This is a genomic window from Stenotrophomonas sp. YJH_SMC_6 (assembly GCF_059371335.1).
Map to the genome: position 1 here is coordinate 318779 of NZ_JCAFUM010000003.1, position 15433 is coordinate 334211.

General features: G+C 65.5%; 14 protein-coding genes. 3 read left to right on the plus strand and 11 right to left on the minus strand.

Features of this window, described 5'->3' with window-relative positions:
• The first annotated feature begins 117 nt into the window (after positions 1-117).
• On the plus strand, positions 118-1038 hold the full coding sequence (locus AC5P9N_RS04940; RefSeq protein ID WP_062606573.1) for a M14 family metallopeptidase: 921 nt from the start codon (positions 118-120) through the stop codon (positions 1036-1038).
• Here the strand turns inward: AC5P9N_RS04940 and AC5P9N_RS04945 are convergent.
• From AC5P9N_RS04945 to AC5P9N_RS04990, 10 genes are all read right to left on the minus strand, one after another.
• Positions 942-2753: a phosphoethanolamine transferase gene (locus AC5P9N_RS04945; RefSeq protein ID WP_099484247.1), complete on the minus strand. Its 1812-nt coding sequence runs from the start codon at positions 2751-2753 to the stop codon at positions 942-944. The two genes, AC5P9N_RS04940 and AC5P9N_RS04945, sit on opposite strands and share 97 nt — an antisense overlap.
• Before the next feature lie 73 nt (positions 2754-2826).
• Positions 2827-3213, minus strand: a complete 387-nt coding sequence (locus AC5P9N_RS04950) for a diacylglycerol kinase (RefSeq protein ID WP_012480499.1) — start codon at positions 3211-3213, stop codon at positions 2827-2829.
• Between the two features lie 59 nt (positions 3214-3272).
• Positions 3273-4505, minus strand: a complete 1233-nt coding sequence (locus tag AC5P9N_RS04955) for a sensor histidine kinase (protein ID WP_049397968.1) — start codon at positions 4503-4505, stop codon at positions 3273-3275.
• The gene (locus tag AC5P9N_RS04960) at positions 4502-5176 is read right to left on the minus strand and encodes a response regulator transcription factor (protein WP_012480497.1); all 675 of its coding nucleotides are present in this window, start codon (positions 5174-5176) and stop codon (positions 4502-4504) included. The genes AC5P9N_RS04955 and AC5P9N_RS04960 overlap by 4 nt, the downstream gene beginning before the upstream one ends.
• A 103-nt stretch (positions 5177-5279) precedes the next feature.
• The gene (locus AC5P9N_RS04965) at positions 5280-5810 is read right to left on the minus strand and encodes a Cif family virulence factor (protein ID WP_099484246.1); all 531 of its coding nucleotides are present in this window, start codon (positions 5808-5810) and stop codon (positions 5280-5282) included.
• A 71-nt stretch (positions 5811-5881) separates the two neighbouring features.
• Entirely contained in the window at positions 5882-6229 is a 348-nt protein-coding gene (locus AC5P9N_RS04970) for an RcnB family protein (protein ID WP_005409930.1), read from the minus strand.
• A 134-nt stretch (positions 6230-6363) separates the two neighbouring features.
• Positions 6364-7800 carry an efflux transporter outer membrane subunit gene (locus tag AC5P9N_RS04975; RefSeq protein WP_164212743.1) on the minus strand — a complete coding sequence of 479 codons (1437 nt, stop codon included), beginning with the start codon at positions 7798-7800 and terminating at the stop codon, positions 6364-6366.
• Positions 7797-8681: an HlyD family secretion protein gene (locus AC5P9N_RS04980; RefSeq protein ID WP_099484244.1), complete on the minus strand. Its 885-nt coding sequence runs from the start codon at positions 8679-8681 to the stop codon at positions 7797-7799. Before AC5P9N_RS04980 ends, AC5P9N_RS04975 begins: the two co-directional genes overlap by 4 nt.
• 1 nt (position 8682) lies before the next feature.
• Positions 8683-8892: a DUF1656 domain-containing protein gene (locus AC5P9N_RS04985; RefSeq protein ID WP_043033274.1), complete on the minus strand. Its 210-nt coding sequence runs from the start codon at positions 8890-8892 to the stop codon at positions 8683-8685.
• A 2-nt stretch (positions 8893-8894) separates the two neighbouring features.
• A complete protein-coding gene (locus tag AC5P9N_RS04990) occupies positions 8895-10769 on the minus strand; it encodes an FUSC family protein (RefSeq protein WP_099484243.1) in 1875 nt (624 codons plus the stop codon).
• Between the two features lie 166 nt (positions 10770-10935).
• On the opposite strand from AC5P9N_RS04990, the gene AC5P9N_RS04995 reads away from it, so the two are divergent.
• Complete coding sequence (locus AC5P9N_RS04995; RefSeq protein WP_033835087.1) at positions 10936-11730, plus strand: AraC family transcriptional regulator; 795 nt, start codon at positions 10936-10938, stop codon at positions 11728-11730.
• 35 nt (positions 11731-11765) lie between these two features.
• Here AC5P9N_RS04995 and AC5P9N_RS05000 read toward each other — a convergent pair whose 3' ends face one another.
• The gene (locus AC5P9N_RS05000; RefSeq protein WP_049470086.1) at positions 11766-12587 is read right to left on the minus strand and encodes an alpha/beta fold hydrolase; all 822 of its coding nucleotides are present in this window, start codon (positions 12585-12587) and stop codon (positions 11766-11768) included.
• A gap of 356 nt (positions 12588-12943) precedes the next feature.
• Here AC5P9N_RS05000 and AC5P9N_RS05005 point away from each other — a divergent pair.
• Positions 12944-15433: RHS repeat domain-containing protein (locus AC5P9N_RS05005; RefSeq protein WP_495223815.1), on the plus strand; the 2490-nt coding region annotated here is incomplete at its 3' end.

Genomic DNA, 15433 nt, shown 5'->3' on the forward strand with positions numbered 1-15433 from the left:
TTTTACAACCAGATGACCCGGCCTGGATGAAGGCGGGGCCGGGGGAGGGGACCCGCAGGCGCGACAAGGCTTAGAATGACCGGCTGCACCCATCCCGTTCGACCCCCGGAGTACCCAATGACCGTTGCGCAGTTCTACCCGATCGGCACCCCCGGACAGCCCTGGGGCGACGCGGAACGCGCACAGTGGCGGGCTCGCCAGCAGCGCCAGCGCAGCTACCACGATGACGTGGTGGCCGCGCTCGAGCGCCTGGACGACAGCTTCGATGTGATCCAGTACGGCCAGCTGGACTATGCGCCGGACCATTACCCGCTGTTCGCCGTGGTCAACCACGACTGGAACCCGGCGCTGCCGACCGCACTGATCACCGGTGGCGTGCATGGCTACGAGACCAGCGGCGTGCATGGCGCCCTGCAGTTCCTGGAACAGCAGGCTGAGCGTTACCTGGGCCGGCTGAACCTGATCGTGGCGCCGTGCGTCAGCCCGTGGGGCTACGAGCGCATCCAGCGCTGGAACCCGGATGCCATCGACCCCAACCGCAGCTTCCGTGACGGCGGCCAGATCGAAGAAGCCGCCGCGCTGATGCGCTGGGTGGCCGAGCGCAGGCCGAACCTGCTGGTGCACCTGGACCTGCACGAGACCACCGACAGCGACCTGCACGAGTTCGACCCGGCCCGCTGCGCCCGCGATGGCAAGCCGTTCGAGCGCGACACCATTCCGGATGGCTTCTACGTGATCGGCAACAGCGAAGATCCGCAGGCCGAGTTCCAGAAGGCATTGATCACCGCCGTGGCCCCGGTCACCCATATCGCCCCGGCCGATGCCGAAGGCAACCTGGTCGGCCTGCCGCTGCAGTCGCCGGGCGTGGTCTGGGGTGAATCGCGTTCGATCGGCGCCTGCGCCGGCTTCACCGACGCGCGCTTTGCCACCACCACCGAGGTCTACCCGGACAGCCCGCGCACCAACCCGCAGGAATGCAACGACGCCCAGGTGGCGGCGGTGTGTGCGGGCCTGGATTTCGCCCTGGCGGCGCAGTAGCGCGCCACGTTCCGGGCAGCGACCGGCATCAGCCGGCGCCTTTCTTTCGCCGGTGAGGTGGCCACAGCCGGCGAAGCCGACGCGCGGCAACCTGCAAACACATCCAGATCGTGCTGGTACACCCCGCTGTTGACCGCGAACAGGCCCAGCAGCGAGTGGAAGAGGTTGTCGTGGCTGTGCGCCCGGTGCAGGGCATTCTGGTGCAGGCAGGCCAGGTCCAGGCCTGCGTTGCGGCTGAATTCCGGTGAGAACCACATCACCATCGGCACCTGGGTCTGCTCGCGCGGGGCGATGAAGTAGGGCGTGCCGTGCAGGTACATCCCGCGTTCGCCCAGCGACTCGCCATGGTCGGACACATAGATCAGTGCGACATCACGCTGGTCCGCATAGCCCTGCAGCAGGTCGATGGCCTTGCCCAGCAGTTGGTCGGTGTGGACCAGGGTGTTGTCGTAGGTGTTGACCAGCGCCTCGTTGCTGCAATGCTGGATCTGGTTGCTGTCGCAGGTCGGGCTGAAGGCCCGCGACGCTGCGGGATACCGTTCAAAGTAGGTCGGCCCATGACTGCCGAGCTGATGCAGCACGATCAGGGCGTCGCCGTTGATGGCATCGATGCGTGCGCCGAGCTGGTGCAGCAGCACGTCGTCGTAGCAGGTGCCGTCGGCGTTGACGCACTGGCCGGCCACCTTCAGCGCAGGCATGTCCTCGGTCGGTACGCGTTCGCACACGCCCTTGCAGCCGCCGTTGTTGTTGTTGCGCCAGAGCACGCTTATGCCGGTGCGCTGCAGGATGTCGAGCACGTTCTCCTCGGTTGCGGCGCGCACGTCGTCGTATTGGCCTCGGGTCATCTGCGAGAACATGCACGGCACCGAGATGGCCGTGGCGGTTCCGCATGAGGAGACATCATTGAAGCTGATGACGCCTTCCTTGCGCGAGAGCCGGGGATTGGTCGCGCGTGGGTAGCCGTTGAGCTGGAAGTTCTGTGATCGCGCGGTCTCGCCGACGACCATGACCACCAGCTTCGGACGCGGGCCCGGTACGCGCCGTGCGTCCATGCCGATCGGGCGCAAGGGTTGCTGGCGGGCGCTGTAGAGGCCTTTCAGATAACCGTGGGTATGGCGCACGACATTCAACGGCAGCACCTGGTCACGGAGATAGCGGTTGTTGCGCAGCAGCGAGGAGTAGTCCTTGTAGAACGCGAAGCCGATTGCCAGCAGTACCAGCAATGACGCCAGAGCGCTGGCCGGCCACACCAGCAGCGAACGTATCGAACCGGCCCCGCTGGTGGTGCGCACCAGGGCGAGCCCGGCAGCAGGTAGCACGCCCAGCGCCAGCAGGGTCAACAGTAGTGGCAGCGACAGATAGGCGTTCAGTTCGGCCTGGTTGGTCTCGAACACGTTCTGCACCATGCTGCGATCGATCAGCACGTTGTAGTGCAGCATGAAGTAGCTGCAGGCGGCGCTGACGACAACGAGCAGCACCAGCAGCGGCCTGCGCAGGAATGGCAGTGCCAGCAGTGGCGTCAGCAACAGGTTGAACAGGCAGAACAGCACCACCGGCAGGCTGGCCAGGAACAGCACGCTGCGCACGCTGTTGAGGTCGACCAGCCCCCACAGCGTCTTCCAGAGGGCGATGTTTCCAATCGTGGTGAAGAACAGTGCGACGGCCCAGACCAGAACGATCGGATGGGGCCGTGGAAAACGGCGGCATTGACGCACGAGCAGGTTCCGTGGAGCGGGAGTGCGCGCAGTATCGAAACCGCTTTATCAGGAAGTTGTCAGGTTGGGCGGACTAGCCCAGCAGGATGAGGCCCCACACAGCACCCACCATCAACAGTGCGGTGGTCTGCGCGGCGCTGCCCATATCCTTGGCGTTCTTTGACAGCGGATGCTGTTCAAGGGAGATGCGATCAACCACCGCTTCGATCGCCGAGTTGAGCAGTTCTACCAGCAGGCTGATGAAGCAGACCGCCAGCACTATCGCGCGCTCGACCGCGCTGATGTCCAGTACGAACGCTGCAATGATCAACAGCGCGTGCAGAAGCAGCAGCTGGCGAAAGGCAGCCTCGCCGCGGAAGGTGGCGACGAATCCATCGCGCGAATGGATGAGGGTGTGGAAGATGCGGCTCAGGCCGGTCTTCCCGTGCGGGTACTTGCCGCTGTCCTTGGGGTGCTGCATGCGGTTTCCGCCGTGAAGTGAGCAATCCCCAGCATGTGCACGCGTGCGTCAGGAAATCGTCAGAGGGGCCACTCCAGGCTGAACCGGCATCCCTGCTGCGATGAATGCACCGTCATCCTCCAACCCAGGTGCTCGACGATGCGCTGCACGATCGACAACCCCAGCCCCTCGCCGCTGTGCACGCTAGCGGGTACGAAGCGCTGGAACAGCTGTGGATCGATACTGGAGGGCAGGCCGGGCCCCGTGTCGGCGACGATGAGTGCGGCGTCGTGGAGGGAGATCCGGACTTCGCCGCTTTCGGTGTACTGGCAGGCGTTGCGCAGAAGGTTCCAGATCACGCTGCGCGCAAGATCCGCGTTGGTGTGCAGCACGGTGTCATGCAGGGCATCAAACGCAACGATCACCGGCTTGCCGGAAAGCCAGGGCTGGCAGCGATCCATGCAGCATTCAATCAGCGCACGCAGGGCCACCTCGTTGCGTGGCACGGTGCTGGGGGCGCGAGAGAGCAGCAGCAGGCAGGTCAGCTGGCGCTGCATCTCCTGGGTGGTGCGCAGGATGCGCTCGGCACTGGGAACCAGGTGGCTGTCGGCCGGAAGCTGGCAGGCCAGCGTCTCGGCAGCACCACCGATGATGGCCAAGGGCGTGCGCAGCTCGTGGCTGGCATCGCCGCTGAAGCACTGTTCGCGATGCAGGAACCGTTCGAGCTCGTCACTATGGCGGGCAAAGGCGCGCGCGAGCACGCCGATCTCATCGCGTGCGTCCTGGTAGGGAAAGGGCTTGTGGCCGTCCTGCACCGCATCGGCCAATCGTGTGATGGGCGCGATGACGTGGGTCGCTACCTTGCGACCGATCAGGAAGGCGCCAAGCACGCAGATCGAAATGACCAGTGCCGCAAAGGCATTGATCAGGTATTCCAGATAGCCATAGGGCGCTGCGTCCTGCAGCAGGTAGTAACGTTGGCCGGCACTGTCGAACACGCGCAGGTGCCACTCGTTGGGTGCTGCTTCGCCGTGATATCCCGGGCCATATTGGCGCAGCACGACAGGCACGTCCTGGGCATCGAACAGTGCGCTGCCGGAGGGCAGGTCGGGACGCCGACCACGGGCGAGTTCGTCCTGCAGGCGGCGTACTTCATTGTCCTGGGTCCGCGCGACGACAGCGGCCCGGACCTGGTCGTAGTCCACCTGTTCGGCCAGTACGATGAAGCCCATGGCACCGGCCATCAACAGCACGAACGAGATCGTGATGCGGGTGCGCAGGCTCAGGCGGCGGTAGAGGGAGGCACGGGTCACGCCTGCATGCGCCAGCCGACGCTGTGCACCGTGGTGATCAGCGCGGTGTCGAAGCTGCGGTCCACCTGCAGGCGCAGCTCATGGATGTGGGTTCGCAGCGCGCCGCTGTCCGGTGGCTCGTCGCCCCAGACCAGGTATTCCATCTCCTGCTTGCGCACCACGGCCGGCGCCGCACGCACCAGGCACATCAGCAGCTTGTGCGACGTGGGCGTCAGCGCAATGCAGCGGCCTTGCCGCCAGGCTTGTGGCGAGCGCGTGTCTACCTGCAGGTCCTTCCACGCCAGCACGCTCTGGACCTGGCGACCCTGCGCCCGTCGTACCAGGGCCTTGATCCGCGCATCCAGTTCCGTCAGCGAGAACGGTTTGACCAGGTAGTCATCCGCGCCCAGGGCCAGGCCCTGCACGCGGTCTTCGACCGGATCGCGCGCGGTCAGCATCAGGATCGGCACCGGGTTCTGGAACTCCTGGCGCAGCTTCTGGCACAGCGTCATGCCGTCCAGCCGCGGCAGCATCAGGTCCAGCAGGATGGCGTCGTAGTCGTCTTGCGTGGCCCGGCGCAGTCCGCTGGCGCCGTCGCGGGCGTCGTCCAGGACGTAGCCCAGCGGTTCAAAGAAGGCATACAGGTTGGCAACCAGCTCGGGGTTGTCTTCGATGATCAGCAGGCGGGTCATGGCATGCGTCCTTGCGCGTGGCCGAACTCTGCCCGATCGCTCGCCGAATGCCAATGCCCTTGCTGAATGGATCGCGGGTGAGGGCGCCCGCATCAAGCCCTGCTCAATCGGCCGGGCTGCGTGAATCGCGGACCGAGTAGATCACCGAGAAGATCTTCCAGCCTTGTTCGGTGCGGATCAACTGCCACATCTCCTTGCCCCAGTTGGTCTTCACCCCATCGTCGTGGAAGCTGTAGTCAAACGACACCGAAGCCACATCGCCATCCGTCTCGATCTTCGTGTTGGAGAATGTCTCCTCCTTCGGCTTCGGCGAGGCGACCACCCCGTCGATCAGCGCGATGAAGTTGTTGGCGGGAATCTGCCGTGCCTTGATTGCATCGGGCTTGGCCTTGCGGATGTCCTGCAGGCGCACATCCTCGGAAACGAACTGCCAGCCGATGTCTTCCGGTTTGTCGGAGAAGAACAGGCCCATGTAGGTCGGCTTGTCCTTGTTGATCAGCGAGGTGCGGAACGATTCGACCACCTGTTCGATCGCTTTTACATCCGCCGCTGATGGCTGCTGGCTTGCGTGGGCCGGCTGGCCTGCGATGAGGCCAACAATGAGAAACGCGCTCTGGAATCCGGTGGTTCGCATCATTCATTTCGGCCGCAGTGTGGTGGGAGCGCGCCAGGGCCACGGCTACAGGGCCCCGGCGCGCTCCGCATTCAACGATGCAGCGCGTCAACAATCAAGCCGGTGGCGATCTCCACCAGCAGGTACTCGTTATCGGACTGGCGCACCCAGCGTCGGTCGCGGCCCGGCTCGCGCAGGTCATAGCGCGCGTAATCGTCTACCCAGTAGCGGCGGTCCACTTCGGCCCACGGCAGGCGCTCGCCACGTCGCCAGGCCTTCTTCTGCCAGCCCGGCGGCGGCGCATCGCGGTGGTGCGGGCCGCCTGCGTGCGGCGGCGGGCCGTTGCCTCGGGCGTGGTGCGGCGGATCGGCGAAGGCGGGGGCCGCGGCCAACGCGGTGGCTGCGCTCAATGCGATGGCAAGCAAACGTGTGGTCTTCATGGGGATGCCTCCGTCATGGCCGCAGCATGCGGCGCTGTGGCGGGAATATAGGGCAATCCATGTGAATGAATGCGGGTGTAGGCGGTGCTTTTCTGAACGGACGGCGCGGCCTGCAGTCGCCGCCAGGCAGCGGATCATTGGACCGCGCCCGGGGCCGAGTCCGTTGCGGCCCAGCCTCCGCCCAACGACAGAAAAAGATCCATTTGCCGGTCAATGCGCTCCGCGCGCGATGCAGCCAATGCGGACTCCGCATCTGCCAGCGCGGCCTGGGCCGAAAGCACGTCGAGAAAATCGATCCTGCCGAAACGGTAGAGTTGCTGTGCCTGCCCGGCGGCCCGCGCTGCGTCCATCCGCGCCTGCGCCAGGCTGTGCTCGCGTTCGAGCTCCTGTGTGCAGGCAGAAAGCGCGGTCTCGGTCTGGCGCAATGCCTGCAGCACGATGCCGTCAAAGGACGCGAGAACTGAATCTGCATTGGCACCGGCCGCTGCGATGCGGGCCTTGGCCGCGCGGCGGTTGGGCCAGTGCCATGACAGCACGGGGCCGATGCTCGCACCGAAGCCGTCAGCCGACAGCAGATGCGCCGGTGTGCCGGCCACGCCCGAAGAGGCGCCCAGGGTGATCTGCGGATAGAGACCCGCCGTCTCAGCGCCGATCATTGCAGTTGCGGCGGCCAGCCTGCGTTCGGCTGCGCGTATGTCAGGGCGCCGCTGGAGCAGTTGCCAGCCGTCACCGACCGGTAGCGCCTGCTCCAGCTCAGGGGGCTGCGGGCATGCTTCGGCCTCCCTGGGATAGTCTGCCGGGAGCCTGCCCATCAATGCGGCCAGTTCGAACAGTGCGGCCTGGCGTTCGGCCAGCAGGCGCGGTATCCCCGCCGCGCTGCGGTTGACGGCGGCACCGGCACGGCTGACATCGAAGTCCGTTCCGCGCCCACCTGCAGCCAGCCGTCGGGTTGCCTCCAGCGTGGCGCGCTGTATTGCCAGCACTTGCCGGGTTGCAGTGAGCGTGTGATTGCTTGTGCACACTTGGAGATAGGCACGGGTGACGGCCGCAGCGACGACCACGCGGACCTGGTCGCGTGCCGCAGCAACCGCCTCCGCGTCCGCGTTGGCGGCTTCGATGCCGCGGCGGATGCCACCTGCGAGATCCAGCGGATAGGAGAGGTGGAGGCCCAGCGCGTACGACTGCGGCGCGGCCGACGCCTGGGTGTAGCCACCGGCATGGGTGAGCGTGCCCGATGCATCCACGTCCCCTTGCACGGCACCGCGCGCACGGTACTCCAGCACGGTTGCGCTGGCGCGCCGAAGGTTGGCATCGGCGGCGCGCAGGTCGGTATTGGCCGCCAGTGCTTCGCGTACGTAGGCGTCAAGCTGAGGGTCGCCATACAGTTGCCACCACCGATCCGGTGGCGCGTCGTGGCTGAACGATGCCTTCTGGCCCGAGACGAACGCCCGCGCCGCCCGTGGGGAGGCTGCGACAGCGCTCGCCGGCAGGTGATAGTCGGGGCCGGACACGCAGGCCGTCATCGGCAGCAGCAGGGCAAGCAGCCCGCCACGTACTGTCCGCACGCTCACTTGCAGGCTCCCGCTGCCGATGGCGTGATGGTCACATTTGCGGTGCGACCCACGATCAGGCGCGTATCAGGCGGCGCATCATCGATACGGACGCGTACCGGGATGCGCTGTGCCAGCCTCACCCAGGTATAGGTCGGCGCCACGGCGGGCAGCAGGTTGTGCGTGCTTGAGCGCTGATCGTCGGCAATGCCGGCGGCGATGCTGTCAACGTGTCCGCGGACGTCGTGGTCGTCGCCCATCAGCCGGGCCACGGCGGCATCGCCCTCGGTGATGCAGCCCAGTTTGGTTTCCTCGAAGTAGCCCTCGATACGCAGGCTGCGGGTGTCGATCAGCGCCAGTGCCTGCGCACCGGGTTGCAGGTAGTCGCCCGCGTGCAGGTCCAGGTTGGTGATGATGCCATCGGTGGTCGCGCGCACCTCGGTGCGTTGCACGTTGAGCTGGGCTACGCGCTGTTCGGCTCGTGCCTGGGCCAGGGCGGCCAGCTCGGTATCGACCTTGGCGGCATTGCGTTCGCGTGTTTCCGAGGCGACCAGGTTGCCAAGTGCGTTGTCCCGGGTCGATTCGCGGCGGGCCAGCGCCAGCGTCGCGCGTGCGCTGCTGACCGCTGCATCGGCCTTCTCAAGCGCGGCAGCGAAGCGCGGTTGATCCAGCACCAGCAGCAACTCTCCGGCGCTGACCCGCTGGTTGTCGTGAACCAGCACCTGAGTGACCAGTCCCCCCATGTCCGACGCAACGCGCACCACATCGGCGCGCACCCGCCCGTCCCGCGTCCACGGGCGTGTTTCGTAACGCTTCCAGATGGACAGTGCGGCGACGACAGCAATCGCGAATACAACCAGCGTAGCGCTCCAGCGCCCGATGACGGCAAGCAGGTGTTTCATTTCATTTCTCGAGCAGGGGCGAGAGCCGGATCATCAGCTCCGCCAGGATCACGAACAGGGACAGGCCCACCAAGGGCCTCGCGGCGAACAACCGGTACAGGCCGAGGCTGGCGAGCAGGCGTGAGGTCAGCATTGACAGCACCAGCGCGGCGGCGGCCACGGCGAGCAGGCCGGGGATCAGTACGCCATCAATGGAAATATCAGAAAACATGGTCAGTGCCGATGGGTGAGCAGGGGGGCCAGCAGATCGCGGCGCAACCCGCAGAGCAGGTGCAGCAGATACCCTCGATCGGCCTCGGCGCTGGCTGCCGCTGCCTCGCGCATGTGGTCCAGGAGTTCCAGAAGATGGGCGTCGACACTGCGTGGTGAGTGGGCGCGAACCCTGAAATGTGCGGCGACGCGTTCGATCAGCGCCGCATGAAGCGCCCGAACGTGCGGGGTGTCCAGGCACTTGTCCAGTGCGCGGAGTTGGCTGGATGCACGTGCCGCACGAACGTCCGCAAACAATGCCCGCAGGTCGTGTGCTGCACTGGAACGGCCCTGCAACCTGGGAGCGAGCAGCCCGATTCGATCCAGCATGCGGCTGAGCCAGGCGCGGGTCACATCACCATGGCCGGCGGCATGTCGTGCGATGTCCCGACGGATCGAACGCTCCAACCGTGCGCGGTTACGGCCCGCATCGGCGGTCTGGAACAACTGCATGCTGCACAGTGCGATTGCCGTACCGATGAACAACGCAACGCTATTGTTGAGTGCGCCGACGATGTTGACCGTATTGATCGCACCCAGGCCTGCGATGAGCGGGAAGGTCAGCACCACGCCCAGGGCGGCCATGATGAAGGGCGGCCGGGCCAGGAACGATCCGCACAGCAGCAGCACCGGCGTGAGCGCGGCAATCAGGCCGACAATATCGGACAGCGCGGGGAAGATCAGCAGACCGTAGACCAGGCCGACGGCAACGCCGATGCACGATCCCACCAGGTAGCGCATGACATGTGGTGCCGGCGCTTCGATCGTGCCGAACAGCACGCACGCTGTGCCGATGATGGACACCGCCGTGGCGCCTTCCGACCAGCCGGTAACGATCCACAGCACGCAGCTCAGCAGGATGCCGACGAACGCGCCCAGCGCGCTGCGCGCGGCGTTCCTGTGATCCCGGTGAATCACTGCGCCCTGCACATTCCGCGCAAGACGGTCAGGCACATGCAGGCGCCAGTCGGGGCGGGCAGTGTGCAGTTGTGCCTGCAGCACGCGGCAGTGGGAGTGGGCGAGGTCGAGCTCGGCCTGTTGAGCGGCGAGGCTGGCCTGCAGCAGATCGCGCCAGCCGCTTGCATCCATTGTGCCGGCCTGCGGTGCACGCAGCCGAGCGATGGAATCTTCCACCGCGCTGGACAGCATCAGTACGTCCAGCATCCGGTCATGCAGGGCACGCAGGATCTGCACCTGGGCGACGCCGTGGGCGCTGTCGAAGGGCAGGTGGATCGACAGCACATGCAGCTCGAGCAGGTCGGCGGCCACTTTCGAGCGGTCCGTCGCCAGCACCGTGTCCGATGCACTGGCGCGCATGTCGCGTGTCCATCGTTCCGCATCTTCCAGCACGGCAGCAACCCGTGCGTGCACGCGCATCGAAACCCGGCGCGGCAGCACCAGTCCATGTACCAGCGTTGCGGCCAGGATGCCGATGGCGATTTCCTGCACCCGCGTGACGGCAATGGTGAACACTTCTCCCGGCACCATGACCGCAGGAAACCCGATCAGGCTGGTGGTATAGCCGGCCAGCAGGAACGCGTACGCACGTGGCGTGCGGTCGAGCATCGCCAGGTACAGGCACAGCGCCATCCAGGTGGCGAGCGCGGCGCTCAGCACCAAGGGCGCATTGGCGAAGCGTGGCACCAGCGCGACGGTGGCGACGGCCCCGCCCACGGTACCGAGCAGGCGGAACAGGCCGCGGCTGAGCGTTGCCCCGGAAAGAGGCTGTGATACCAGATAGACCGTGCCGATCACCCAGAACGGGCGGTTCAGGCCGACCCTTAGAGAGACATAGAGCCCCAGCGACGCGGCGAGCAGGCATTTGAGCGAGAACAGCACCGCCTCCTGGTCGGTGCTGACGGCAGGGCTTTTAAACCGCGCAAATGCCTGGAGCAGGTGGGGGCGGAGCGGGCTGGAGGAGTGCATGCGGCTCATCCTAGTGATCGGCCGGCATGGCGAATTTCGCTACAATGACAATCAATCACTAAAACCGGTCAATGTGAGAATGGCTCGCATTTCGCTCCCCGGCTTTGACCTGGACCCGGACGAGACCGATCGCCCGGCGGTTGCCAGCCGCCTGCAGGTGGCCGAGCACGACGCGGAAATTCCGGTGCATGAGCATCGAAAGGGTCAGCTCATTCTTGCGCTGCATGGGGCGGTGACCTGCGAAGTGGCCAATGCGCTGTGGATCGTGCCGCCCCAGTGTGGCGTCTGGATTCCGGGCGGCATGCCGCACAGCAACCGCGCCACCGCCAACGCGCGCCTGTGCTACCTGTTCGTCGAGCCCGGCATCGTCGACCTGCCGGCGCAGTGCGTGACGCTGGCCATCTCGCCGATGCTGCGCGAGATGATCCTGCACCTGGCCGACGCGCCGCTGGACTATCCGCATGGCAGCCACACCGACCGGCTGGCGCGGGTGTTGCTGGACGAGCTGGTACAGATGCCGGCCGAGCATCTGTCGCTGCCGGTCAGCCATCACCCGAAGGTGCGTGCGCTGGCGGCGGCGCTGTCGGCGGATCCGTCAGACCGCAGCACCATCGGCCAGTGGGCCGTGCGCCTGGCCCTGGGCGAGCGCACGTTGACCCGCCTCATCGAACGGGAAACGGGATTGTCCTTCGGGCGCTGGCGGCAGCAACTGCACCTGCTCATCGCCATTCGTGAACTCGCCGCCGGTGCACCGGTACAACGCGTTTCCGAGACGCTGGGCTATGAGTCGGTGACGGCCTTCATCACGATGTTCAAGAAAGCGCTTGGCCTTTCCCCGGCGCGGTACTTTGCGGTGCGCCTGCGTGGGCAGTAGCCGGGAACAACCCGGGAAGCGCCTGCCTGGAACAGCTACTTCAAGGCGCCGGAGACCGATTGAATCGCGGCCACCACCGCAGCAGGATCCTCGCGCTGGAGGGTGTGGCCGGTTGCCAGGTAGCGGTGCGAGCCGCGCGTGAATCCCGAGAAGAGCAGGGCGTGCTGTGCTTTCCAGAGCGCCTTGCCCGCTGCGGTTTCTTCGAAGAACAGCGGTTCGGCAGCCAGCTGGGTTGCAGTCAGCAGCGCCACCGGCACGTCCGGCATCGTGCGCGGGGTTTCCGCACCGGGTGCATCCAGCTGTTCGGTCAGCACGGCGTAGTCGGCGGCCATGGCTGGCGGCAGCATCGCCCGCAGCCGGGCATCATCTGCCTGCACGCGGGCACTGTCGGCCTGCTTGAACGCATGGCGCTGACCCATCGTGGCCGGGTCCACCAGCACCAGGCCCTGCAGGCGCTCCGGATGGCGGCGTGCAAACTCCGTGGCCAGCAGGCCGCCATAGGAGTGACCCACCAGCACAACGCGGCGACCGGGGGCGAGCGTATCGATCACGGCCGTGAGGTCGGCCAGATGCGCATCGATGCGCTTGGGGTGACCGTCGCTGCCGGACTTGCCGAGTCCCGCACGGGCGTAGGTGATGCTGTGGTAGTCGCGCCCCAGACCGGCAACCACCTCCTTCCAGGCGCCCGCGCCCTGCCCGAAACCGGATTCAAAGACCACGGTGATCGGGCCGGCCCCGGTCTCTTCGGCCTGCAGCGCGTAGGCGCCGCGATCCACCTGGATTTCCCCTGCGTGCGCGGTGCCCACTGCGACCATCATGGCGGCCAGCGCCCACAACGTCACTCGGCTGCTCTTCATTGCCATTCCCCTGGGCTGTGACGCGTGCCAGCCCTTCCGATGGGTCAGGTCTGCAGCGGAGTGCCACAGCCTGCCGACCTCGCGACAGGTCGTGTTGGTAATGTAGTGAGGTATAACACCGACTCCCTGTGCAGGAAGTCATGGGGACGGGGCGTAGACCGCTGAATGGCGTTGGATGCTTGAATCTGTGATCGGTTACGCGGCTCCACACTTGAACGTGCAAGCGTCCTCAACGATAAAGGCGGCATGTGGCACTGCCGCATTCCGGACCAGGGACGATCCGAAGCATGACGCGGGGCACAGCTCCGCGTTCTCGTTCCCGCCGGCGCTGTGTTCGTCCAGGAAGGAGAACAGGGATGTTGGAACGACTGAAGACCATTTTGTGTGCCGTGCTGACGATCGTTGCCGTTGGCTGCATTGCGCCGGCTGTTGTACAGGCGCAGGAAAGCAAGATCACCTGGCGTATTTCGCAGCCCGGCGGCAATTCGACGCAGTACAAGACCCAGCAGCAGGCGGTGCAGGCGATCAAGAGCCTGCCCGCACCGAGTCCGTTCCCGCCGGAGTTCCAGTTCGGTTGGCAGTCTGTCGACAAGATCAAGTCGAAAGTCGTGGACTTGAACGGAAATACGTCGATCACCTACTGGATGGGGAAGGCACAACCCTCCGATCCAGACTGGACCTATCTGAGTACAGCGGAGTTTTCGACCGAAGAGGCGATGGTCGCGAGTTATCTCGCTGAAGTCCAGGCAAGTAACCCTGTGTGTCCGGGTGCTGCTGTTACGCCACAGGGTGACTGGTTCTCCGGCGTGCCCGAAATGGAAGGCGTAGTCGAGTCCAGGTTCTATCAAATCACCGATATGATCGGGGAGAACACGGCCGAATCGCCCTGCGCTCCCTACGTGAGCCAGATGGCCTTCGGCCGCAAACGCCGGCTTGATTGCCCTGTTCCACTTACGCAGTGGTCCAACACACACAACGCCTGCGTGAACGAGGAGTTCGTTGCGACCATCACCTCCAAGTCGCAGAAGTGCGACAAGGATGGCGCTGGCACGAATTGTGAGTCGGAAGAACAGGGGGAGGCCGCGAACAAGGCGCCCTGCGACGGAGCCGTAGGCAACCCTTGCGACGTAAAAACAGGCGAGAAGTACGAAATCGCACAGGATTTCGATCTGGGCTGGATCGCACTGACGCGCTTCTATCACTCCGGTATTTCTACTTCATCCGGTGGCTTCGGCTATGGCTGGACCCATTCGCTGGGCGCCCACCTGGCACTGGATGGTGTTGACAGTGTTGGCATCATTGAAAGCACCGGTTTCCAGCGGGCGTTCAAGAAGATCGGCCAGGCCTATGAGGCGGACGACGACAGTGGGGATCGTCTGGTCCAGAACGGCAACTGGACACTGTACTCGGCGGATTCCATCTCTACCTTCGGCGCGGACGGGCGTCTTGCCGCCAAGCGCTTCCCGGATGGCACGTCGCTGACCTACATCTACGACGACAGCGACCGCCTTGCGGCGGTCACCCACAGCAGTGGCCGCACACTGGAGTTCGTCTACCAGTCCAACGACTATGAGGCGCTGATCAGTTCGGTGCTGGTCGAAGGCATTGCGCTCGCCACTTATACCTACACGCCGCAGAACCAGGTCGCCACGGTGACCTATGCGGGTGGCGGTGTGCGTACGTATCACTACGAGAACCAGGCTTTCCCCCAGCACCTGACCGGCATCACCGCCGAGGACGGTCGCCGCTACAGCACCTTTACCTACGATTCCATCGGCCGTGTGATCTCCAGTCAGCATGCCGGCGGTGCCGATGGCGTGACACTGGCCTACAGCCCCAATGGTGGTGCGGTGGTGACCGACGCGCTGGGGCGGCAGACCGACTACACCCTGACACCCGGGGGCGACACCGCTCCGTCGCGCAAGGTGACCGGCCTGACGGATTCGCAGGGAACCGTCAGCCGGACCTACTACGACCAGAGTGTCGACTTCCGCCGGCGTCTGGATACCTACACCGATCGCCGCGGTATCCAGACCAAGCACACCTATGCGCAAGGCACCGATCCGGTGAGCGGTCGTGCCGTCAGCATCCATACCGTGACCGAAGCGGTCGGCCTGCCCGAACAGCGGGTGGTGACCACGGCGCGCGACGTCGAAACCAATGCGGTACTGACCACCCGGATCGGTAGCCGCGAAACCCGCACGGCCTTCAATTCCCGACGCCAACCGACGGCCAACACTGTGACCGACACCGCTTCCGGTCAGACGCGCATCACCAGCTACACGTACTGCGAAGCCGCTGATGTGGCAGCGGCAGGCAGCTGCCCGGTGGAGGGGCTGCTGAAGAGTGTGGATGGCCCGCGCACGGATGTGGCCGATGCCGTTACCTATGCCTATTACTCGGCGGATGATGCAGGGTGCGCGACCGGAGGTGCCTGCACCTATCGCAAGGGCGACCTGCGCAGCGTGACCAATGCGCTGGGCCAGACGGCCGAGACCTCGGCCTACGACGCGTTCGGGCGGCCGTTGTCGGTCAAGGACGCCAACGGCGTGGTGACTGATTACACCTACCATCCCCGCGGCTGGCCGACCTCCATCACCGTGCGCGGCGCGACCACAGCCGAGGACCGGGCTACCCAGATCAGCTACTGGCCGACCGGCCAGGTGCAACAGGTCACCGAGCCTGACGGCAGCAGCGTTACCTATGTCTACGACGCCGCGCAGCGGCTGACGGACATCGCCGACAGCGCTGGCAACACCATCCACTACACGCTGGACAATGCCGGCAATCGCCTCAAGGAAGACACGCTCGATGCAGGCGGGACGCTGCGCCGTACCCTGGCACGG